22 protein-coding genes are annotated in these 22,938 nt (G+C 53.0%); 10 read left to right on the forward strand and 12 right to left on the reverse strand.

Annotated elements, in window-relative coordinates:
* Positions 1–11: 11 nt before the first annotated feature.
* Complete coding sequence (locus G5574_RS20705) at positions 12–1,472, forward strand: phospholipase D family protein (RefSeq protein WP_033737579.1); 1,461 nt, start codon at positions 12–14, stop codon at positions 1,470–1,472.
* Positions 1,473–1,504: 32 nt separating this feature from the next.
* Here the strand turns inward: G5574_RS20705 and mdoC are convergent, their stop codons facing one another.
* Entirely contained in the window at positions 1,505–2,629 is a 1,125-nt protein-coding gene (mdoC, locus tag G5574_RS20710; RefSeq protein WP_162286206.1) for a glucans biosynthesis protein MdoC, read from the reverse strand.
* Between the two features lie 280 nt (positions 2,630–2,909).
* Here mdoC and G5574_RS20715 point away from each other — a divergent pair, with 280 nt between their 5' ends.
* From G5574_RS20715 to G5574_RS20725, 3 genes are all read left to right on the forward strand, one after another.
* Complete coding sequence (locus tag G5574_RS20715; RefSeq protein WP_174250624.1) at positions 2,910–4,448, forward strand: glucan biosynthesis protein G; 1,539 nt, start codon at positions 2,910–2,912, stop codon at positions 4,446–4,448.
* On the forward strand, positions 4,441–6,993 hold the full coding sequence (mdoH, locus tag G5574_RS20720; protein WP_164483125.1) for a glucans biosynthesis glucosyltransferase MdoH: 2,553 nt from the start codon (positions 4,441–4,443) through the stop codon (positions 6,991–6,993). Before G5574_RS20715 ends, mdoH begins: the two co-directional genes overlap by 8 nt.
* A 159-nt stretch (positions 6,994–7,152) precedes the next feature.
* On the forward strand, positions 7,153–7,377 hold the full coding sequence (locus G5574_RS20725; RefSeq protein ID WP_033737575.1) for a YceK/YidQ family lipoprotein: 225 nt from the start codon (positions 7,153–7,155) through the stop codon (positions 7,375–7,377).
* Here the strand turns inward: G5574_RS20725 and G5574_RS20730 are convergent.
* The 3 genes from G5574_RS20730 to G5574_RS20740 form a co-directional block, all read right to left on the reverse strand.
* On the reverse strand, positions 7,368–7,769 hold the full coding sequence (locus tag G5574_RS20730) for a MysB family protein (protein ID WP_033737574.1): 402 nt from the start codon (positions 7,767–7,769) through the stop codon (positions 7,368–7,370). The genes G5574_RS20725 and G5574_RS20730 overlap by 10 nt on opposite strands.
* 166 nt (positions 7,770–7,935) lie before the next feature.
* Complete coding sequence (locus tag G5574_RS20735; RefSeq protein WP_164483126.1) at positions 7,936–8,286, reverse strand: DUF3147 family protein; 351 nt, start codon at positions 8,284–8,286, stop codon at positions 7,936–7,938.
* 170 nt (positions 8,287–8,456) lie between these two features.
* A complete protein-coding gene (locus G5574_RS20740; protein ID WP_006118797.1) occupies positions 8,457–9,380 on the reverse strand; it encodes a Kdo(2)-lipid IV(A) acyltransferase in 924 nt (307 codons plus the stop codon).
* A gap of 260 nt (positions 9,381–9,640) precedes the next feature.
* Between G5574_RS20740 and trhO the strand changes: the two genes are divergently transcribed.
* Complete coding sequence (trhO, locus tag G5574_RS20745) at positions 9,641–10,690, forward strand: oxygen-dependent tRNA uridine(34) hydroxylase TrhO (protein ID WP_033737572.1); 1,050 nt, start codon at positions 9,641–9,643, stop codon at positions 10,688–10,690.
* A gap of 39 nt (positions 10,691–10,729) precedes the next feature.
* Here the strand turns inward: trhO and G5574_RS20750 are convergent, their stop codons facing one another.
* The 8 genes from G5574_RS20750 to G5574_RS20785 form a co-directional block, all read right to left on the reverse strand.
* A complete protein-coding gene (locus tag G5574_RS20750; protein ID WP_006118799.1) occupies positions 10,730–11,305 on the reverse strand; it encodes a YceI family protein in 576 nt (191 codons plus the stop codon).
* A gap of 1 nt (position 11,306) precedes the next feature.
* Complete coding sequence (locus G5574_RS20755) at positions 11,307–11,882, reverse strand: cytochrome b (protein ID WP_058701397.1); 576 nt, start codon at positions 11,880–11,882, stop codon at positions 11,307–11,309.
* Positions 11,883–12,172: 290 nt separating this feature from the next.
* On the reverse strand, positions 12,173–13,291 hold the full coding sequence (solA, locus tag G5574_RS20760; RefSeq protein WP_164483127.1) for an N-methyl-L-tryptophan oxidase: 1,119 nt from the start codon (positions 13,289–13,291) through the stop codon (positions 12,173–12,175).
* A 96-nt stretch (positions 13,292–13,387) separates the two neighbouring features.
* Complete coding sequence (bssS, locus tag G5574_RS20765; protein ID WP_006118802.1) at positions 13,388–13,642, reverse strand: biofilm formation regulator BssS; 255 nt, start codon at positions 13,640–13,642, stop codon at positions 13,388–13,390.
* A 244-nt stretch (positions 13,643–13,886) separates the two neighbouring features.
* Positions 13,887–14,159, reverse strand: a complete 273-nt coding sequence (locus tag G5574_RS20770; RefSeq protein WP_006118803.1) for a hypothetical protein — start codon at positions 14,157–14,159, stop codon at positions 13,887–13,889.
* 142 nt (positions 14,160–14,301) lie between these two features.
* Positions 14,302–14,547 carry a DNA damage-inducible protein I gene (gene dinI, locus G5574_RS20775; RefSeq protein WP_006118805.1) on the reverse strand — a complete coding sequence of 82 codons (246 nt, stop codon included), beginning with the start codon at positions 14,545–14,547 and terminating at the stop codon, positions 14,302–14,304.
* Between the two features lie 62 nt (positions 14,548–14,609).
* Positions 14,610–15,653 carry a dihydroorotase gene (gene pyrC, locus G5574_RS20780; RefSeq protein WP_006118806.1) on the reverse strand — a complete coding sequence of 348 codons (1,044 nt, stop codon included), beginning with the start codon at positions 15,651–15,653 and terminating at the stop codon, positions 14,610–14,612.
* A 157-nt stretch (positions 15,654–15,810) separates the two neighbouring features.
* Positions 15,811–16,374 (reverse strand): lipoprotein, encoded by a 564-nt coding sequence (locus tag G5574_RS20785; protein ID WP_006118807.1) that lies wholly within the window; start codon positions 16,372–16,374, stop codon positions 15,811–15,813.
* A gap of 408 nt (positions 16,375–16,782) precedes the next feature.
* On the opposite strand from G5574_RS20785, the gene rimJ reads away from it, so the two are divergent.
* From rimJ to G5574_RS20810, 5 genes are all read left to right on the forward strand, one after another.
* Positions 16,783–17,373 carry a ribosomal protein S5-alanine N-acetyltransferase gene (gene rimJ / locus G5574_RS20790; RefSeq protein WP_033737566.1) on the forward strand — a complete coding sequence of 197 codons (591 nt, stop codon included), beginning with the start codon at positions 16,783–16,785 and terminating at the stop codon, positions 17,371–17,373.
* A gap of 15 nt (positions 17,374–17,388) precedes the next feature.
* On the forward strand, positions 17,389–18,033 hold the full coding sequence (locus G5574_RS20795; RefSeq protein WP_164483128.1) for a YceH family protein: 645 nt from the start codon (positions 17,389–17,391) through the stop codon (positions 18,031–18,033).
* Positions 18,034–18,954 (forward strand): Gfo/Idh/MocA family protein, encoded by a 921-nt coding sequence (locus tag G5574_RS20800; RefSeq protein ID WP_164483129.1) that lies wholly within the window; start codon positions 18,034–18,036, stop codon positions 18,952–18,954. It begins immediately after the preceding gene.
* Positions 18,955–19,075: 121 nt separating this feature from the next.
* Complete coding sequence (gene murJ / locus G5574_RS20805) at positions 19,076–20,614, forward strand: murein biosynthesis integral membrane protein MurJ (RefSeq protein ID WP_164483130.1); 1,539 nt, start codon at positions 19,076–19,078, stop codon at positions 20,612–20,614.
* 515 nt (positions 20,615–21,129) lie between these two features.
* Entirely contained in the window at positions 21,130–22,824 is a 1,695-nt protein-coding gene (locus G5574_RS20810; RefSeq protein WP_162286198.1) for a methyl-accepting chemotaxis protein, read from the forward strand.
* The last annotated feature ends 114 nt before the right edge of the window (positions 22,825–22,938 follow it).

Raw genomic sequence — 22,938 nt, forward strand, 5'->3', positions numbered from 1 at the left:
AGGGACTCTCCATGACCGAAGCGTTTAATCTTCCCCAGCCTGCACCGAGCCAGAGTTGGCTTGAGCAACGGCTTGTTCCGCCCGGGCTGCGTCATCCGGGGCTAAGCGGTATTCATCCGCTGAGTGACGGGCTGGATGCCTTTGCTGCCCGTTACCTGCTGATGGAAAAAGCGACAAAGACGCTGGATATTCAATACTATATCTGGCAAAACGACATGTCTGGTCGGCTCCTGTTCAGCGCCATGCTGGATGCAGCCAATCGCGGCGTGAAAGTCCGGCTCCTGCTCGATGATAACAATACGCCAGGGCTGGACGATACGCTGGCGCAGCTTAATCATCATCCAAATATTACCGTCAGACTGTTCAACCCCTTTTCCTTTCGCACGTTGCGCGCCTTAGGTTACCTCACTGATTTTGCACGCCTCAATCGTCGTATGCACAATAAAAGCTTTACCGCCGATGGCATCACCACGGTGGTGGGTGGGCGCAATATTGGCGATGAATACTTTGGGACAGGTAACGAACCGCTGTTTGCCGATCTCGACGTGCTGGCAATTGGAACCGTGGTCAAGGAAGTGGCGGAGGATTTTGAACGCTACTGGCACAGTAAACCAGTTTCCCCTTTGGACGATGTGCTGGAACAGGACGTGACGGCACATCCTGAGGTCGTTCTGCCTCCCGAATGGCGTGAGAACGAGGGCGTTCAGCACTATCTGAAGCGACTGAGCCATTCGCCACTGATTCAGCAACTGACGCAGGACAGCTTACCGTTTGTCTGGGCAAAAGCCCGGCTGTTGAGTGACGATCCGCGCAAGGGGCTGGGTAAAGCCCGTCGCAAATCGCTTCTGCCCCAGCGCATGCTGGAGGTTATCGGTTCACCCCAGCGTCAGTTTGATATCATTTCCGCCTACTTTGTTCCCACCCGCGCGGGCGTGGCGCAGTTATTGTCGCTAAAGCGTAAAGGCGTGAAAATTGCGATTCTGACGAACTCTCTGGCAGCGAACGACGTTTCTGTTGTGCATGCCGGTTATGCCAAGTGGCGCAAAAAGCTCCTGCGTCATGGCATCGCGCTGTATGAGTTAAAGCCGCAGGCGGGCGTAAACGATGCGCCGCACGATCGCGGATTAACCGGGAATTCTGGCTCAAGCCTGCATGCGAAAACCTTCTCGGTAGACGAAGCCATTCTGTTTATTGGCTCGTTTAACTTTGATCCGCGTTCCGCCGTGTTAAACACGGAGATGGGACTGGTGATCGAAAGTGAAACCCTGGCCACGGAAACCCACCGGCGCTTTAGTGAATCCATGCGTGACAGAGCCTGGACATTGCAACTGGATAAGTGGGGCCGGGTAAACTGGCTGGAATATCCAGGCGAAGCGCAGCAGGTTGTGCATAAGCATGAGCCCGGCTGTAGCTGGTGGCAACGTCTGCAGGTCCGGCTGGTCTGGCGGCTGCCTATTGAGTGGCTACTGTAATAAAAAAGGCGACCCGAACGGTCGCCTTTACCTTAACGCTTTTGCGGTTTACCGGAGAACAGAAAGCGCAGCAGAGGAATGCGCAGGTGCAACTCATACAAAATGAAGGAGGCACCAAACACCATTAAGAGGCCCAGAAAAAAGCCAAACGTGTTGTTGTGCAAATGCGGCGTCATAAAAATTCCGTACAGCAGGGTCAAAGGGTGATGCACCAGGTAAATGAACAGGGAGGCATTGACCAGGTACATGATCTGAGGAGAGTGAGAATTCAGCCATTTATGACCCAGACTGTAACAAACGTTCAGCATGCAAAGCCCCATCATGCTGCTGATCAGCGCGTCGGTTTCATACAGCCAGCCTTCGCCACTGTTCAGCCGTTGGTTTGCAATGTAGGCGACCAGCATCACGACGGCCCCGACGTACAGCAGCGGGTTTGCCCGGACAAACAGCGTTTTCAGCGCCTGATGTTTCCAGCTGAGGGCACCCAGCATAAAAAACGGCAGGAAGAACAGACACTGCATAACGGCAAAGTTAAACAGCGCATCGCCCAACAGGGAAGGGTGGGCATAAAAAATCGCCCGCCGTACTGCTCCCCAGAGCACGGCCCACAATAACAGCCCCAGAGCCAGCTTTGTCCAGCCGACACGTTGGTAGTCAATATTGCGCTGCTGATCGCGTAGCCAGCGGAAGGTGATCATGCCCAGTGTGGTAAGCAGCACCAGCACCAGCAAAAACCACAGGTGCGAGATCAACTCCCACATCAGCGTATTGTACTTGTCATACAGCGACAAATTGTTCCAGTTCGACAGCTTTGGTGTCCAGGCTTTCAGCATAAAGAACTGCGGCAGCGTGATCAGCGGAACCGCGGTGAGCATCGGAATCCCGACGCGCTCTAAGCGGACTTTCAGAAAGCGCTGAGGCTGATAGCGCAGATAGAGCATATAAGAGAAGTAGCCCGAGATAACAAAGAACACCTGCATACGAAACGAATGAATAAAATCATTGAGGGTAGTGAGCCACAGTGAGGCATCGTGGCTGTTGACGGCCCATGACTGAGACGAATAGATCAGGGAGACGTGAAACGGCACGCCTAACAACATCAAACAGGCCCGAATGGAGTCGAGAAAATATTCACGCTCAGGTTTTTTTGTACTCATAAAGTTCCAGTTCGTTAGTACGTTTTAGGCGGTTTCGCCCTGAAACCGTTTTATGTTGGAGGGAAATTCTAGCTGGAGATAACAGAGTATACTATCAGTTGAATCTCAGTTGAGCCCGTAACGTTTAATTGTCCTAAAATCACCTCGCGAGTAGATGATTATCGGGAACATTGTTGTGCATATGCTGTCGGAAAGCCGAATTATCCATTAAGATAAGCGGGTTTGTATTAAGCACACGAAAGGGGGGGATGTGCTGACTAATGTAAAAAATAATGTGGGGCTGACGAAAATGCGCTGGATTGGCGCAGCGGTCCTGCTGGCTTTGTATGCCAACAACAGTTGGGCGTTTAACTTTGATGATGTCGCGAAACAAGCGAAAGAGTTGTCTGGAAAAAGCTTTGAAGCGCCAAAAAGTAATTTACCCTCTCAGTTTCGTGACATGAAATTTGCTGATTATCAGCAGATTCAGTTCAACCACGATAAAGCGTATTGGGGCAAACTGCGTACGCCGTTTAAGCTCGAGTTTTACCATCAGGGCATGTACTTTGATTTGCCGGTGAAGATCAATGAAATCACCGCCAATACCGTACGTGAGATCAAATACAATCCTGACTATTTCAACTTTGGCAACGTGAAGCACGATGCTGATGCGGTTAAAAACCTTGGCTTTGCCGGTTTTAAAGTCCTGTATCCGTTGAACAGCAAGAATAAGAAAGATGACGAAATCGCCAGCTTCCTGGGGGCCAGTTATTTTCGTGTGATTGGTGCAGGCCAGGTTTATGGTCTGTCTGCCCGTGGTCTGGCGATCGATACCGCGCTGCCGTCAGGTGAAGAGTTCCCGCGTTTCAAAGAGTTCTGGATTGAACGTCCAAAACCCCAGGACAAGCAGTTAGTGATTTATGCGCTGCTGGATTCTCCACGTGCCACCGGTGCCTACCGTTTCACGATTCACCCAGGCCAGGAGACTACCGTCGATGTTAAGACGCAGGTCTATTTGCGTGACAAGGTCGGTAAACTGGGCATCGCGCCGTTAACCAGCATGTTCCTGTTTGGCCGCAATCAGCCATCGACGGTCTCGAATTTCCGCCCTGAACTGCATGATTCGGACGGTTTGTCGATCCACAGCGGCAATGGTGAATGGATCTGGCGTCCACTCAACAACCCGCGCCATCTGGCGGTCAGCACCTACACGATTGAAAATCCGAAAGGCTTCGGGCTGCTGCAGCGCGGACGTGATTTCAATAATTATCAGGATCTGGACGATCGTTACGATCTGCGCCCAAGCGGCTGGGTTGAGCCATTAGGCGAGTGGGGCAAAGGCCATGTTGAGCTGGTGGAAATCCCCACCGCTGACGAAACCAACGATAACATCGTGGCGTTCTGGACACCGGAAAATCTGCCGGAACCCGGTAAAGCCATGGACTTTGACTACCGTCTGCACTTTGGCCGTAATGAAAACAAGCTGCATTCAGATGATGTTGCCTGGGTCAAAGATACGCTGCGCTCGGCGGGCGACGTGAAGCAGTCAAACCTGGTTCGTCAGCCGGATGGCACGGTGGCCTTCACCATCGATTTCGTAGGGAAAGACATGAGTGAAATGCCGGTCGATAGCCAGGTTGCGCCTCAGGTCAGCGTAGGTAAAAACGGGGAAGTGGTGGAACAGAGCGTTCGCTACAATCCGGTTACCAAAGGCTGGCGCCTGGTTCTGCGTATCCGGGTTAAAGATAACAAGCAGGCGACTGAAATGCGTGCCGCGCTGGTAAGCGGTGACAAAACATTGACGGAAACCTGGAGCTATCAGTTACCTGCCAATGAATAATCTGACTTTTACACCTCAACGCTATGTAGAAGCCCTGCCGCTGGATGCGGCAGGAAAAGCGCGTCTGGGGGCGTCTTTACAGAATGCCCAGACGTTCCATCAACTGCACGAATCGCTGGGTCAGGATGTGGCCGCCAGCGATCGTCCTGACGATGCACCGCTGAAGTCCGTTTCATCACGTGTTGAAATGGCCTGGCCTGATTCCCTCGCGGGTGGTGCACAGCTAGGCAAAGACTATCTGGAACGTACCACCCTGAAAGCGATGCCAAAGGTGAAGCGTTCGCTGATGTTTCCGGAAGCCTGGCGCACTAACCCGCTGGCACGTGCCTGGGACTCATTACGGGGTCATAAGGCGGTTCCGCGTTATGCCACGGCGGAAGAGCAGCGCGCAGAAGAAAAATGGCGCCATGTCGGTTCTGTTCGCCGCTATATCCTCCTGATTCTTACGGTGTTTCAAACCGTGGTGGCCACGTGGTACATGAAGACCATTCTGCCTTACCAGGGCTGGACGCTGCTGGATCCGATGGACATGATCAACCAGAACTGGCAGCAGTCTGTCATGCAGATTCTGCCTTATGTGTTGCAGACGGGAATTTTGTTCCTGTTTGCGATTCTGTTCTGCTGGGTGTCGGCGGGCTTCTGGACAGCACTGATGGGCTTTTTACAACTGCTGATCGGTCGGGATAAATACAGCATCTCTTACTCGACAGTCGGGGATGAAGCGCTGAATCCAGAGCACCGTACCGCGCTGATCATGCCCATCTGTAATGAAGATGTGGGCCGTGTGTTCGCAGGCTTGCGCGCCACCTGGGAATCCGTTGTGCGTACAGGCAACGCTGAGCACTTCGATGTCTATATCCTGAGTGACAGCTACGATGCCGATATTGCTATTGCTGAGCAAAAGGCCTGGATGGAGCTGGTGCGTGATGTCGGTGGGGCAGGAAAGATCTTCTACCGCCGTCGCCGTCGTCGTGTGAAGCGTAAGAGCGGCAACATTGACGACTTCTGCCGTCGCTGGGGCAGCAACTACAGCTACATGGTCGTACTGGATGCGGACAGCGTCATGAGCGGGGAATGTCTGACCGGTCTGGTGCGCATGATGGAAGCGAACCCGAATGCCGGGATCATTCAGTCGTCACCAAAAGCGTCCGGAATGGACACGCTGTATGCGCGCTGCCAGCAGTTTGCGACGCGTGTTTATGGGCCGTTGTTTACCGCGGGTCTGCATTTCTGGCAGTTAGGGGAATCGCATTACTGGGGCCATAACGCCATCATCCGTGTGAAACCGTTTATTGAGCACTGTGCGCTGGCACCGCTGCCCGGTGAAGGGTCTTTTGCGGGATCCATTTTGTCTCACGACTTTGTGGAAGCGGCACTGATGCGCCGTGCGGGTTGGGGCGTATGGATTGCCTATGATCTGCCTGGCTCGTACGAGGAATTGCCGCCGAATCTGCTGGATGAGCTTAAACGCGATCGCCGCTGGTGTCATGGTAACCTGATGAACTTCCGGCTGTTCCTCGTTAAAGGGATGCATCCGGTCCACCGTGCGGTCTTCCTGACGGGCGTGATGTCATACCTTTCAGCCCCGCTGTGGTTTATGTTCCTGGCGCTGTCCACCGCCCTACAGGTGGTCCACACGCTGATGGAACCGACCTACTTCCTGCAGCCTCGACAGCTGTTCCCGGTCTGGCCGCAATGGCGTCCTGAACTGGCGATTGCGCTGTTCTCCACCACGCTGGTGCTGCTGTTCCTGCCGAAGCTGCTGAGTGTGGTGCTGATCTGGTGTAAAGGCGCGAAACCTTACGGTGGCGCACTGCGTCTGTTTGTGTCGCTGCTGCTGGAAATGCTGTTCTCGGTTCTGCTGGCACCGGTGCGCATGCTGTTCCACACCGTATTTGTGGTCAGCGCGTTCCTGGGCTGGGAAGTCGTCTGGAACTCACCGCAGCGTGATGATGATGCAACGCCCTGGAGCGAGGCCTTTAAACGTCATGGCTCGCAGATGGCATTGGGTATCGTATGGGCAGCCGGAATGGGCTGGCTGGATCTCAACTTCCTGTGGTGGCTGGCGCCTATTGTCTTCTCACTGATTCTGTCACCGTTTGTCTCAGTGATGTCGAGCCGTTCGGGGCTGGGCCTTAAGACCAAGAAGGCGAAGCTGTTCCTGATTCCGGAAGAGTATGATCCGCCAAAAGAGCTGATCGATACTGACCGTTACGTCGAGCTGAACCGCCAGCGCGTCCTGAAAAACGGCTTTATGCACGCGTTGTTTAACCCGGCGTTTAACGCACTGGCGACAGCGCTGGCGACCTCACGGCACAAGCACAGCCAGTTGTTAGATCATGCGCGCGATCGGCGGGTTGATCAGGCACTGAGCGATGCGCCCGAGAAGCTGGGTCGTGAACAACGTTTGCAGCTGATCAGCGATCCGGTGGTACTGGCGCGCGTTCACACCCGTTTGTGGGAAAGTGGCGAGAAATACCATCAGTGGGTAGAGAGTTATCAAAAACTTTCGCTTAATCCTGACGCGCTTCCGCATCAGGCATAATGAAAAAAGCGGCAGAGATGCCGCTTTTTTTTTGCCCCTGGCCCGACACAGACAGCAACATTATTTTGCAGTTTTACGTAAACAGGATGGTAACGCCACCTGAGTCATGATTAAAATGACGGCTGTCTAACCTGAGTCGCTATTGTGAATAAACTCGTTATGTTAACGCTGCTGTCCCTCGCTATCGTTACGCTGAGCGGCTGTGGCAGTATTATCAGCCGTACCGTGCCCGGACAGGGACACGGTAACCAGTTTTATCCCGGCGTAAAGTGGGACGTCAGGGAGGGGGCATGGCGGATTATCACCATTCTCGACCTGCCGTTATCACTGGTCGTCGATACGTTGCTTATTCCGGTCGACGCCAGCCATGGACCTTACACGTAACCGCGATCGGAATCGCTGTTATCGTCTTCCCACTCTTCGGCGGCAGCCTTACCTTCTTCACTGTCCAGTGGAGGCTCAAGCTGAAATTCGCCATCGTCCCATTCATGCAGCGTGTTTTCCGCTAACCACTCCTGACGCAACTCAATCTCATCGAAGTCACCGTCAAAAATTGCCTGAGCGGCTTCACCACTGCGAATCGGTAAACATTCGCCTGAATCCCCTTCGTCTTCGAAGAACTCTGCCTGCCACATGATATCGCCATCCTGCATAACATATTTTTGCAGACCGAACTGATTGATAGCTGCATCATCTTGCTCAAGGTCTGGATGGTTGGCGAGAAACTCTTCACGCGCAGCGTCAATCGCTTCTTCCAGTGTAGTGAACATACTCATGCTTCTCTCCTTGCCTGATTAACGTGATTTCAGTGAAGGATAGACCAAAATCGCAGGAGAGAAAGTCAGTGCGTCAGAGGGCGAATATGTCTGGCTGTTCGGCAGGCAAAATGATGTGATGAAATCAGGCGGTACATCGTGCTGGCTTGTCTCGCAGAGAAGGCCATCACAGCAGTTCGATGCCCCAGCGTTTCAGCAGAACGGCCCAGAGAACGAATACGATAAGCGTCAGGACGCAGCTCAGTCCCAGGGTAAGCCAGAAGCCTGTACGCTGATACAAAAAAGGAAACAGGATAAACATGGGCAAGGTCGGCACCACATACCAGAAGGTGTACCAGGCGTGGGCGGCAATTTTGGCCTGCATTTGTCCTTCCAGTTTCATCCAGACAAGCACCAGAATCGTGACCAGTGGCAGCGCCGCAAGCAGGCCGCCAAGACGATCGCTGCGTTTTGCCGCTTCCGAGATCACCACCACCATCAGGGCCGTTATTGCATATTTTGAAAGCAGCCAGAGCATCGTTTACTCCTGTTCAACCGCAACGCATTATCCAGCTTAACATGAAGGGCATGCCCGACGGTGGAATGGGGGCAGGGCGAGGTCGTACCGCCAGGTCGGGTGCAGAACAAACGGTTTACCACCCCGTAAGGGAAAAGCGCTGCCCGCATCGGTGTCGGGCAGCGGTGAGGTTAATAGCGCGAGGGTTCGCCTTCAGGGCGGGTTTTAAAGCGGCGATGCAGCCACATGTACTGCTCAGGTGCCAGCAGTACGCCTTCTTCCACCACTTTATTCATGCGCGCGGCGGTGTCTTCTTCGCTGGTCAGCGGAAAATCAGCGCTGACATCAGGCAAAATGATCAACTCGTAACCGCGTCCTTCCGGCAGACGGCGCGGCACAAACGGGATAACCGCCGGTTTTCCGGTACGCATTAACATATGTGTCCCTACGGTGGTGGCGGCTTTGTCGACGCCAAAGAAGGGGACGAACACGCTGCTGCGGGGACCATAATCATGATCGGGCGCATACCAGATGATATCCCCACGTTTTAAGGCCCGGATCATGCCTTTCAGGTCCTTACGATCCAGCATGCCTTTATTGGAGCGCATACGACCGCGGGTTTGTAACCAGTCGATCAATTTATTGTCATTCGGCCGGTAAACGCCAATACCGGGATTATGAATGCCAAACATACGCGCGCCAATTTCCAGCGTCAGGAAATGCATACCGATAAGTAACACGCCGCGCTGGGTATCATGGGCCTGCTGAATATGTTCCAGACCGGAAGGTGTGTGCCATTTATGAATCCGCCAGTCGGGCCAGAACCACGCCATGCCGGTTTCAATCAGACCCATGCCCACAGATTCAAAATTATGCTTAATCATGGCTTCACGATCGTTGGTCGGCATATCCGGAAAGCTCAGCTCCAGGTTGCGGCGAGCAATGGCCACACGTCGCTTCATAAACCGCATAGCGATACGGCCAATACCGCTACCCAGCGCGTAGAGCAGGGGATAAGGTAACAGGACCAAAATATAGAGAAAAATGATACCCAACCAGGTCAACCAATAGCGGGGATGAAAAAGTGCACGTGAAAATTGAGGCAATTGGGTCATCTTGAATACTGTTATCCTGCGTCGTGCACCTGCGGTGCTGTTATTCGTCAGTTGCGGTTATTGTGCCATTTTTTTCCCCGCGGCTGAAATGTTAGAGCATTTCTCCGGGTGTTGCAGAAGATGAAAATGAGGGCACAACACCATCGCGCAACGAAATTTACCGTTTTACCTATCAATTTTTCTTATACGCTTCGCATTTTTTTCATTTCAGGTATCATGTGCGCGCTAAATTTCTTCTATTGATAACAGGAACGAACACCATGCCAGTGTTACACAACCTTGTTTCCAATAAAGAGCTGAAGGCGCGTATGTTGGCCGAAACCGAACCGCGCACCACAGTCTCTTTTTACAAGTACTTCACCATTGCCGATCCCAAAGCCTTTCGCGATGCGCTCTATGTCGGGTTAACCGCATTAAAGGTGTTTGGTCGCATCTACGTTGCCCATGAGGGCATCAATGCGCAGATCAGCGTGCCAGCCAGCCAGTACGAGGCTATGAAAGCCTTTTTGTACGGCTTTGATCCCGCGCTGGACAATCTGCGCATGAATATTGCGCTGGATGATGATGGCAAGTCGTTTTGGGTGCTGCGCCTGAAAGTGCGCGATCGTATTGTGGCTGACGGGATTGAGGACGACACCTTTGATGCCAGTAATGTCGGCAACTACCTGAAAGCGGCCGAAGTTAACGCCATGCTCGACGATCCTGATGCGGTCTTTGTCGATATGCGCAATCATTATGAGTATGAAGTCGGGCGTTTCGATAACGCATTAGAGGTGCCTGCCGACACGTTCCGCGATCAGCTGCCCATGGCCGTGGATATGCTCAAAGACAAGAAAGACAAAAAAATCGTGATGTACTGCACCGGAGGGATTCGCTGTGAAAAAGCCAGCGCCTGGATGCGACACAACGGTTTTCAGGATGTTTATCATGTCGAGGGTGGGATTATTGAATATGCACGTCGGGCGCGGGAACAAAATTTACCGGTGCGTTTTAAAGGTAAAAACTTTGTTTTTGATGAACGCATGGGCGAGCGTATATCGGATGATGTTCTGGCGCATTGTCATCAGTGTGGTGAGCCCTGCGATACGCACGTCAACTGCGTCAATGATGGTTGTCACTTACTGTTTATACAGTGCGAAAGTTGTGCCGAGAAGTATGAGCACTGCTGTAGCCCGTTGTGCCAGGAAGAAGCCCGTCTGTCGCCTGAAGAACAGCGTGCCCGTCGGGCGGGACGTGAGAATGGCAATAAAATCTTTAACAAGTCGCGTGGCTTGCTGAATATGACCATTCCGGCACCGACGCGGAAATAACCGACCCCGCCTGAAGGCCGACTTCAGGCGGGTGTTTTGTTACTGACGGACGCCTTCAACAGAGATAATTAACTCGACGTTCTGCGAGGCAGGGCCCAGGTCATGGGTGATATTAAAGTCTTTCAGCGCAATCTCGCCTTCAGCTTCAAAACCGGCACGATAACCGCCCCACGGATCTTTTCCTTCGCCCATCATTTTGGCTTCCAGCGTCACCGGTTTTGTCACGCCATTCAGCGTTAAATCCCCGGTGACCGCCAGTTTGTCACCGTCTTTTTTCACGGAAGTCGATTTGAACGTCGCGGTGGGATGTTTCGCCACGTTCAGAAATTCAGGGCCACGAATATGTTTGTCACGCTCGGCGTGGTTGGTATCCACGCTGTTGGTTTTAATCGTGACATCGACTTTATCGGCGGTGGGATTGTCTGCATCGAAGGTGAATGAGCCATCAAAATCTTTAAACGTCCCATACAGCCAGCTGTAGCCCAGATGCTGAATACGGAACTGAACAAAGGCGTGCTGGCCTTCTTTATCGATTTTGTAATCGGCGGCATTAGCGGTCAGTGATCCCAGCAGCAGGCCAGTAGCGGTAACAGCCAGAAGCGTTTTTTTGAACATATCATTTTTCCTTTTCAGAGGGAGAGTGGATGCGCCGTCCCAGCATCCTTTTCAGGGTGATATCGCGGTCAATAAAGTGATGTTTTAACGCGGCAAGACCGTGCAACACCGACAGCACCACGATGCTCCAGGCCAGCCACAGATGAATATTTCCTGCTAAATCCGCCTGTTCACCCGCGCCACTGAATAACGCCGGTAACGAGAACCAACCGAAAACAGACACGGGTTTGCCATCCGCAGTCGAGATCAGATAGCCACTCAGCAGAAGGGCAATAAGCAGGCTGTAAAGCAGCCAGTGCACGAACACTGCCGCGAAGCGCACCGCAGGAGAATAGCTACGCAGCGGTTCAGGGGGCGGCGAAAGCACACGCCATACCAGCCGGATGACCAGCGCCAGCATTAATAACACGCCGATGCTTTTATGAATGTCAGGCGCGTTATGGTACCAGCTATCGTAATAGCTCAGGCCAACCATCCACAGGCCCAGCGCGAACATGGCGTAAATAACCACGGCCATTGACCAGTGCAGAAAAATCGTGAGTAAACCGTAACGGGTGGAGGAATTTGTCAGCGACATTGTGCTACAGCATCAAAGGAATACGTGGAAACAAGAATCTACAGAATGAAACACAAAATCAATGACGCTTACTTTTCTATAAATTTATTTGTGCTGGTGCAATGGGTTTGGTGAACCGATTTGACTAAGCGCAGGATTATTGAATAAACGCACTTATCTGGCGGCGGCATGACGTGACTGAGGGAGAAACATCTCTGAAACACCTGGCTGGCAGAAGAAAAAGCGGTAAAACGGGCTGGCGTGTAAATCTGTGTCAATGCGGCGCGGTGCACTGCACACGCGCCGTACGGTCAGGCGTGAAAACGCGATAAACGGAAAGGGGTAAGATCGAAACTGAACGGTTTATTCTGTGCAAACTGACTGGCGAGTTCACCCAACACGCTGGCAAATTTAAAGCCATGTCCGCTTAAACCGGTGATGATCAGACGATTCGGTTCGCCCGGCAGTGTATCAATGATGAAATCCTCATCAGGACTCACGTCATAGCTACAGGCTTCACCGTGCAGGCAAACCCCAACGCCCGGTAAAAACTGACGGAGAAACCGGAAGGCTTCACTGCCATCGGCGGAAAGGCTGCCGAACGGCTTGCGGTCTTCAGGTGTTGTCATTAGCTGACCACCATCATGACGACCGACTTTTAAAGCATTGTTGTCCGCCGGGAAACCATAATACTGACTGCCATCCGGCATTTCGCAGGTGAAGCCAGGAAACGCATTATTTTCACTGTAGCGGCCATCAGCCTGATACCAGGCAAACACTTTACGCGTAGGGGCGATGGGCAAATCGGGGACCAGTTTACTCACCCAGGTGCCCGCACTGACCAACAGTTTGCGCCCGCGGTAAAGGCCATCGAGCGTGGTAACCTGTTGCAATTCGCCGTCACGCCGGATCTGAGTAACCGGGCAGTTAAACAACTGCGCGCAGCCCTGTTTTTCTGCCAGCTGTATCCAGCTTCGAACCGCCTGTTCACTTTTTAAAAAGCCAGAGTTTGGTTCGAAAACGCCCAGATATCCGTCAGGAACCGCCAGCTGTGGCCAGCGCTTGCGCACGTCAGCCGCCTGCAGCACCTCGACAGGGAGCTGCCAGGTTTGGGCGCTGCTTACGACGTTTTGAATAAATTCAGACTGGACAGGCGCAAGATTCAGGACACCGCAACGATGCATAATGCGCTCGCCCGCCTGCTGTTCCAGTTCATCCCACAACGTTTGCGCACGCAATACCAGCGGTACATAGCGTTCGCCCTCGCCATAGGCATGACGAATCAAACGGCTTTCTCCGTGATGAGCACCCTGATGATGGGGAGGATGTGCGCTGTCAATCATCAGCACGGAAAGGCCAGCCTGGGTCGCATAATAGCCAGCCGCTGCACCCACTGAACCGCTACCGACTACAATGAGATCGTAAATCATGAAAATGGAACTCCTGAAAGGGTTACATAATCAATAGCATACCAGAAAGTCCATGAAAAAAGGCACCCGGGTGGGTGCCTCGCTGATGCAGCAGTATTAATGCTTCTTTCGTAGTCGTTCTACTTGCTCGGCAGATTCAATCTTAGCGATACCCGCTTCGAGAATAGAGATAAATTGCCTGGCTACATCTGTCGTCAGCCAGTAGGTCGGGCCGACGTCCGCGTCTTCTTCAGTTTGATCCTGCGACGAAAGGGAGTGCAGACGGATCATCATCGCATCATAGCTGTCAACAGTACTGATATCCCAGCCCACCAGAGGATGGGTCTGAATTACATCTTTCCGACTGTCCATTATAACCTCCTTATTACTCGTTAAACGAAGTGCATGATGAGGTTCAATGCGGCTTTTAATCTCCACTGCGAAACAATTATAACAGCAAAATGGCGATTCACTGATTAAAACGTATCATGGAAAGCCTGAATGCAGAATGATTATCTCTAAAACAGTCAGGCTGAGAAGATATAATACCTGAATACCGGGGTGCAATTGTCCTAATTGAACAATAAAAAAGGCTTATTAAGGTCGTTAAACAGGGTTAAAGAGGGGAAGTTTCAACGCCTGCTGAACCGCTACGTTTTTGTAATGTCTCTGCAAGGCGCGCAAACTGCTGCTGCAATTGCTCATCATGGTTTTGATTTTGCGCTTCAAGCGAAAGATTATGCACCAGTAACTGACTGGCCCGGTCATCAAGACAGAAAATCAGGCTGGAAAAGGCGTTTTCCAGCACCGTCAAGCGGCGTTGCTGTTCACCGATGAGCGTCAGCAGCTCGCCAAAGGTCATGGCTTCTTCGGGTTTATCTGTAGTCATGGGATGAAACTCCTTTTATGCATGATCAGCGCCAGCATAGGGCATTGGTCATTCGGAGTCCAGATGGGCAAGCGGTTAGTCAGGCATAAATGAAGATAAAAAAACCGGGTGGCGAAACCCGGTAAAAACAGCACAGTGGCGGTTAATCGGTAATGAACCAGTCGTCAGCGCTTTCCCACGTTTGCTGCAGGATTTCACTGATTTGTTCACGCGTGTCTTTGTCACCGCCCATTACGCTCAGCTGATTCGCCGTGGCGTAACGCACTTTGACCTGATTGGTGAATTGCGGAAATTGTTCATCGATCCGGCGCGACAGCTCCTGGCTCAGGGCTTCCATCGCACCAGCGGGAAGAGGTTGGGTTTTGGCAACGGTAATTTCAACACGCATAAAAGCCTCCGTATAAGATACTGTATATAATTACAGTATAAATATAGCGGAGGCAAGCGAAATTATTTTATACGCCAGTTGAGGGTTTCCCCGGCCAGGAAAGGCACCAGCGTATGAGAGCCCATTGCAATGCTTTCTTCTACCGTCCATGGCTCACGCACCAGCGTAAGGGTGCCTTCGTTCAGCGGCAGGCCATAGAAACGCGGACCATTTTCAGAACAAAATGCCTCAAAATGCTGCAGGGCATTGAGCTCTTCAAATACGGTGGCGTACGCGGGCAGGGAGGTAGGGGCGTTGAACACACCCGCACAGCCGCAGCTGCTCTCTTTCAGATGGCGCAAATGAGGCGCGGTGTCGGTACCCAGAAAGAAACGGGGATGACCGGAGGCGACAATCCTGCGCAGCGCCTGCTGATGCGTATTGCGTTTCAGGATCGGCAGACAGTACAGGTGAGGGCGGATACCCCCGACCAGCATATGGTTGCGGTTGAACATCAGATGCTGCGGCGTAATCGTTGCCGCCAGGTTTTCATTGGCGCTTTCCACATAGTCAGCTGCATCTTTGGTCGTGATGTGTTCCATCACCACTTTCAGCGCGGGGAACTGTTTGCGTAGCGGTTCCATCACCGTTTCAATAAAGCGGGCTTCGCGGTCAAAAATATCGATGTGCGAGTCCGTCACTTCACCGTGCACCAGCAGCGGCATTCCCAGCGTTTGCATCCGCTCCAGCACTGAGGCAATCGAAGCAATATTGGTGACACCATGGCTTGAATTGGTCGTGGCATGAGCGGGATACAGTTTGGCGGCCGTGAACAATCCCGACTGAAAACCGCGGGCCAGCTCATCGGCCTCTAACGAGTCGGTCAGGTAGCAGGTCATCAGGGGGGTAAAAGCGTGCCCGTCAGGTAAGGCAGCCAGAATGCGATTGCGATAAGCTTCGCCCGCCGCGACGCTGACTACCGGCGGAACCAGATTGGGCATGACGATAGCACGACCATTGACTGCGCTGGTATAGGGCAGCACAGTGTTGAGCATATCATCATCACGAAGATGGATATGCCAGTCATCTGGACGGCGGATAGTAAGTTGCTGAGGGTGTGCGGTCATGAATGCGGCTCCGGCAAGTAGAATAAACGAAAGGCGTGTTTAGGCCGGGTTATAAGCATAAGGACTCAGGCAACCGTTTGCACCTGTTTTTCTTTTTTTAAAAAAATCCGCGCCTGAAGGCGCGGATAAGATGACGGTAAAGCTGCCTGTCAGGCGGTTAGTCGGTGAAGGGGATGACCAGTTCACCAGGCTTCACTTCCAGCCCTTTCGCGAATTTTTTCGCCAGCGATTCCGCTTTACTGCGATCGGCGCTCAGCACGTAGGCCGGGTGCTGATCAAAGTAGCTTTTTAACGACTGATTCAGATAAGGCGTCAGGGTTTTCATAATAGAGGCCATTTTCTCGGGCTGAACCTGCGCATCGACGATTTCCATATCGCGCAAATATATGGCTCCTTGCTGCTGATCAAACACTGGCTGCGCACGCATTTTGAGCTGCATATCGGCCTGTTGCGGACCAAAGAGTGAGGAGACATTAATTTTGGCATCGCCCGATAAGGTGACTTTGCCTGGCACGTCCCGACCAATCTGGCTATTCAGGTTAGTTAACACAATATGGGCATTGACCAGACCTGATACGCCAATGTCTTTTTCGAAGTTATTATGTTTTTGCAGGGCCTGATTGACTTCCTGTTCGCTAATTGTGTATTGCGTTAACTGATTACAGCCACTCAGTAAAACCGCTAAAAACAGGGCAACCAGCCCGTGAAAAACCGTCTTCATACTTCCCTCGTTTAACTGAAAAACTCGCTCGTGGCATAGCCTGCCTGAATGCAAACCGTCTGTCATCAGGAATGGGATGATATGGATTTGCCGAAAATGCCTTCCGGAAGAAAGTGTCCCGATCTGCCGCTGTTAAAACGGGAGGCTTGCGGCACCCACGGCTTCTTACGCGGCGGGGCAGTGACAGCGCACAGGGTTAAGAAACCGATGTGGTTACCGAACCAGTTTTCTGGATCGGAGATATGAACAGGTCTTTTGACGCGTCTGCGCTGCACGGTGGGCCGGACGATAATTCAGCGACCTGGCTGTTGTGGTATGCGTAACGTTTTACCGCAGACCTGGCGGCGGTTATAGTGAAAGTTATCAATGACTGGCATTTCCTTCCCGCCATGGACTTCAGGAGAGATGATGTTTGGCTATCGTTCTGCCGCACCAAGAGTGCGACTCACGACCGAGCGGCTGGTGGTAAGACTGGTTCATGAACGCGATGCATGGCGTTTAGCCGACTATTACGCGGAAAACCGTGACTTCCTTAAACCCTGGGAACCGGTGCGTGATGACAGCCACTGTTATCCCTCTGGCTGGCAAGCCCGGCTGGGCCTGATCGCTGATATGCATAAACAGGGCTCGGCGTTCTATTTTATTTTAATGGACAGCAATGAAACGGAAGTGCGTGGCGTGGCGAATTTTAGCAATGTCCTGCGCGGTGCCTTTCATGCCTGCTATCTTGGCTATTCGCTTGGCGAGAAGTGGCAAGGGCAGGGCCTGATGTTTGAAGCGCTGCAGTCGGCGATTCGCTATATGCAGCGCCAGCAATATATCCACCGCATCATGGCAAACTACATGCCGCATAACCAGCGCAGTGGTGACCTGCTGGCCCGCCTGGGATTCGAAAAAGAGGGCTATGCTAAAAACTACCTGATGATTAACGGTCAGTGGCAGGATCATGTCCTGACTGCGCTGACCAGCAAGGAATGGACACCCAATCGTCGTGGGTAAAATGAGGAGTTCGCAATGAAGATGACCTTGTCGGCGCATGCGTTGCGCGTGCTGGGTTGCCTGCTGGAAAAGCAAATCACCACACCGGAACAGTATCCTCTTTCATTAAATGGCGTGCTTACCGCCTGTAATCAAAAATCTAATCGCGAGCCCGTGATGACGCTGAGCGAAAGCGACGTGCAGGATCAGCTCGATCTCCTGATTAAAAAGCATCTGGTGACCGCCAACAGCGGGTTCGGCCAGCGTGTGGTGAAATACGAGCAACGCTTCTGCAATTCCGCCTTCGGTAATTTACAGCTCAGTAGCGCAGAAGTTGCCGTTCTCACATTGCTGTTCCTGCGTGGCGCACAAACCCCTGGTGAACTGCGGACCCGGAGTGGGCGTTTGCATGAGTTTGCCGACGTCAGCGACGTTGAACAGACGCTGGACACGTTGATGTCGCGCGCTGAGGGGCCCATGGTCATGCGCCTGGCGCGGGAGCCGGGTAAACGTGAAAGCCGTTTTATGCACATGTTTGCTGATGAGGCCGAACTCGGGGCGCTGGAGCAACACCCAGCCACGGCGGACGATGCCGCGCTGCGGGATCGGGTTGAGGCGCTTGAGCAACAGGTTGCCGATCTTCAGGAACAACTGGCGCAATTACTGGATAGAGAACAATAAATGACGATTCGCATTGGTGTTGTTGGGTTGGGCGGTATTGCGCAAAAGGCCTGGTTGCCTGTGTTATCGCAGGCAAATAACTGGCAGTTAGTCGGTGCATTTTCGCCGAATCAGGCCAACGCCCGCATCGTCTGTGACCGCTACCGTATCACCTGCTTCCCTTCACTGACCGATCTGGCTGCCGCCTGTGACGCCGTATTTGTGCACAGCAGTACGGCCAGCCATTACGACGTGGTCAAAGCACTGCTCCAGGCTGGCAAGGATGTCTGTGTCGACAAACCGCTGGCAGAAACCCTGAATCAGGCAGAGGCCCTGGTCGCGCTGGCCGAAAAGAAACAACGAAAGCTAATGGTGGCGTTTAACAGGCGTTTCGCGCCCTGCTATCAGCAACTGAAAACACAAATGCACTCCGCCGCTGCGCTGCGTATCGAAAAACACCGCAGCGACAGCGTGGGTCCACAGGATCTGCGCTTTACACTGTTAGATGATTACCTGCATGTCGTTGATACGGCTCTGTGGCTGGCAGGAGGCCGTGCGCTGCCCCGTCAGGGCCATATTGCGACCAATGAACAGGGACAGATGCTTTACGCCGAGCACCATTTTAATGCGGGTGGATTGCAGGTAACCACCAGTATGCATCGTCGGGCAGGCAGCCAGCGCGAACGTATCAGCGCCATCTGTGATGGCAAATGCATTGATATTCATGACATGCGCGACTGGCAGGAAGAGTGCGGTGCAGGCGTAGTGATCACGCCACCTGCCGCCTGGCAGAGCCACCTGGCTCAGCGCGGATTTGTGGGCGTGGCAGAACATTTTGTTCACTGCATCGAAAATCAGACAAAGCCGGAAACGAGTGGTGAGCAGGCGCTACTGGCGCAACGTATCGTCGAATCCATGTGGCGTGACGCGGAACGGGAATAACGCCTTGTAACACTCAGTGCTGGTCATTTCACGCGATCGCAGTAGACTATCGCCCGACGTGTGACAGGACCCGTGCTAAGTCACTCATTTTGCCGATTCTTTTCAGGATGCCCCGTCAATTATGAATTTGTTGAAATCGCTGGCAGCGGTCAGTTCAATGACCCTGTTTTCCCGCGTGCTGGGTTTTGCCCGGGATGCCATCGTGGCACGGGTGTTTGGTGCCGGCATGGCGACCGATGCGTTCTTTGTTGCGTTTAAACTACCTAATCTTCTGCGGCGTATTTTTGCTGAAGGAGCCTTCTCGCAGGCATTTGTTCCTATTCTGGCCGAGTATAAAAGTAAGCAGGGCGAAGAGGCTACGCGGCTTTTTGTGTCCTACGTTTCCGGTCTGCTGACCCTGGCGCTGGCGCTCGTGACCGTCGCAGGCATGGTTGCCGCCCCCTGGGTCATCCTGGTGACGGCACCGGGTTTCGCCGATACAGCTGATAAATTTGCCCTGACCAGCGCGCTGCTGCGCGTCACTTTCCCCTACATTCTTCTGATTTCGCTGGCTTCGCTGGCTGGGGCCATATTAAACACCTGGAACCGTTTTTCGGTGCCGGCGTTTGCCCCCACGCTGCTGAATATCAGCATGATCGGCTTTACGCTGTTCGCCGCACCGCACTTCCATCCGCCCATCATGGCGCTGGCGTGGGCGGTGGTGGTCGGCGGACTGCTGCAACTGGGCTATCAGTTACCGCATCTGAAAAAGCTGGGCATGCTGGTCCTGCCGCGGATCAACCTGCGTGATGCTGGCGTGTGGCGCGTGATGCGCCAGATGGGGCCGGCAATTCTTGGGGTTTCAGTGAGTCAGATCTCACTGATCATCAATACGATTTTTGCCTCGTTCCTGGTTTCGGGCTCTGTCTCATGGATGTATTACGCTGACCGCCTGATGGAGTTTCCGTCCGGCGTGTTAGGCGTGGCGCTGGGCACGATTTTATTGCCTTCTCTGGCAAAAAGTTTCGCCAGTGGCCACCATGAAGAGTATTCGCGCTTAATGGACTGGGGCCTGCGTTTGTGCTTTTTACTGGCGTTGCCCAGTGCGGTGGCGCTGGGTATGTTGTCCGGTCCGCTGACTGTCGCGTTGTTCCAGTACGGAAAATTTACTGCCTTTGATGCCGCTATGACGCAGCGTGCGCTGATTGCCTACTCGGTGGGATTGATGGGCCTGATCGTCGTGAAAGTCCTGGCGCCGGGCTTCTATTCCCGTCAGGACATTAAAACGCCGGTAAAAATTGCGATTGTTACGCTGATCGCGACCCAGCTAATGAATCTGGCCTTTATTGGCCCGCTGAAGCATGCCGGACTGTCACTCTCCATTGGTCTGGGTGCCTGCCTCAATGCTGGGTTGCTCTACTGGCAACTGCGTAAAAAGAAAATCTTTCAACCTCAGCCTGGCTGGGTCGGTTTTCTGATTCGCTTACTGGTGGCGGTAATCGTCATGGCGGCCGCGCTGTCAGGCATGCTGTACTGGATGCCTGACTGGGAGCAGGGCAACATGCTATGGCGCCTGTTGCGGCTGACTCTCGTCTGTGCGGTAGGCGGCGGCGCTTATTTCCTGGCCCTGGGCATGATGGGCTTCCGACTGCGGGATTATGCCCGCCGTACCGCCGTCTGACCATAAAACCCTCCAACGGTTAATGCCGTAATCCAGGCCGTAATGGATAACATTACGGCCTTTTTGTCATAAACCTGCGCAGTGCAGGCCGGACTAACAAGGGATTCTGTGCCAGACCAGTCATTTCATCACGCCCGGCGATGCCACGAGCCTCTGTCATCCCTTTTGCTGGCCTGTTTGCTAGGGGGGACAGCCCTCGCAGCAGATTAGTTGGCATTTTCAGGTGAGTAATCCGCTCAGCGGGTTGCCAAGAGACGACACCCGATAATGGATGGGGGCACGCCGTTACTGACTCATCATGCGCAAGACGTTAATACGGCGCGTCGAAAACTCTGTTTACAGCGTATCGTCATAAAAAATTCATGTTTTTTTCATTGCTATTTAGCGTCTGACATCGCTTCGGGCGGTAAGCCCATAATGTTGTAAGAAACTGATTCAAAAGTCCGTTTTGGCGTAAATCCTGTCCTCTTCCTGCCGATGAGTACCTTTAGTCCATCATTGAGAGGAAGATCAAAATGCATACCCGCGCTCATGAAAACGCGATGCCAGGTTTCTGGTACAACCTCAATCTTATTCCCTTATTCAGCCTGATTTTTGGCGGCATCTTATTTCTGTTCGTGTGCAGTAGCACGATATCCGCCTGGTTTCTGACGCAGGGGCAACATTCCCTTGACGTGTCAACGGATGAAATTTCGGTAAGGCAGGGATTACTCGACAGCTCAACGCATATGCGCTCTGCCAGGCTCAATATTATTCAGGCCGGCGCAGCGGCACGTATTGCCGACACGGATAACTACGCCGCTTTCCTCAGCGCCACAGAGGGCAGCATTAAAAAGGCAGAAAATGGGCTGAATATTTACCTTAACCGTCCGGTCAGGACGCCAGTCGGCATCGAACTCGATAAACAACTGCAGGCGCGATTTAAGGATTACCTGCAAAAAGGGTTGATGCCGATGATTGAGGCAGCCAAACAGAACAGTTTTGAAGAGATCATTGCGGATGAAACGGCGGCTGACAAACTCGACAAAGCGTATAAAGACGTGTTGATGAAAGCCATTCAGATGCGCAATCAGCGCTCGATGGACATTAAACAGCAGGCGGTTGAACAGGTTAAAACAGGCTATACCACGATGTTAGTGGCCTTTATCGCATCCGTAGTGATTGTGCTACTGGCTTTTGCTCTGCTGAGAAAAGTGGTAATTAAGCCTTTAAGACAGTCACTTCACCGTATCGATCTGATTGCCCACGGCGATTTGACCGTACCACCCTCGGCCTGCGGTCGTAACGAGCCGGGTATGTTACTGTCGAACCTGCAACGTATGCAGTCATCGCTTGCCCAAACTGTCGGCGCTGTCCGCGATGGGGCCATTGCTATCTTTCAGAGCGCGGGGGAAATTGCCTCCGGCAACACCGATCTCTCCTCCCGAACGGAACAGCAGGCCGCGTCGCTGGAACAGACGGCTGCCAGCATGGAACAACTGACCGCGACGGTGAAACAGAATGCCGACAATGCGCATCACGCCTGCCAGCTGGCGTCCGATGCGTCCGAAAAAGCCCAGTCGGGTGGAGAGATTGTTAATCGCGTCGTCAAAACCATGGACGATATCTCCGGCAGTTCGAAAAAGATCGCTGAAATTACCAGCGTCATTAACAGCATCGCCTTTCAGACGAATATTCTGGCATTGAATGCCGCGGTCGAAGCCGCGCGGGCAGGGGAGCAGGGACGCGGATTTGCGGTGGTCGCCAGCGAAGTGCGCAGCCTTGCTCAGCGCAGCGCGCAGGCTGCAAAAGAAATCGAAGGGCTTATCGCCACTTCTGTCGGACTGGTTAACAACGGCACGGAACTGGTTAGCGATGCCGGTACCACCATGATGAAAACGGTAGACGCATTCCAGCGTGTGAATGACATCATTTCTGAAATTGCCGTCTCTTCAGACGAGCAGAACCGAGGCATTCAGCAGGTCAGCCAAGCGATCACAGAAATGGATGCAGTAACCCAGCAAAATGCGTCACTGGTTGAAGAGGCTTCAGCCGCTGCGGCCTCCCTTGAGGATCAGGCGGATAAACTGACGAAAGCCGTGGCCGTCTTTAAACTTGAACGAGCCCCGTTAACACCGTCTGACGCCCCCACTGTAGTCGTTGCTCCCGCCGTTCCTGCTTTTGCAGCAGCGGCACCGAAGAAAGGTCATGACAACTGGGAAGCGTTTTAAGACGAATGCCTGCCAGATCGTGGCAGGCTAAATCGGCGTCCGCTTCTTATCAGAACAGGCAGTATGCGCAGGGATGCGCTGGAGCAGAGACGTTATCCGGGATGCCGGAGGTGC

Origin of the sequence: Pantoea stewartii (assembly GCF_011044475.1) — a bacterium.
In the GTDB taxonomy this organism is placed as follows: domain Bacteria; phylum Pseudomonadota; class Gammaproteobacteria; order Enterobacterales; family Enterobacteriaceae; genus Pantoea; species Pantoea stewartii.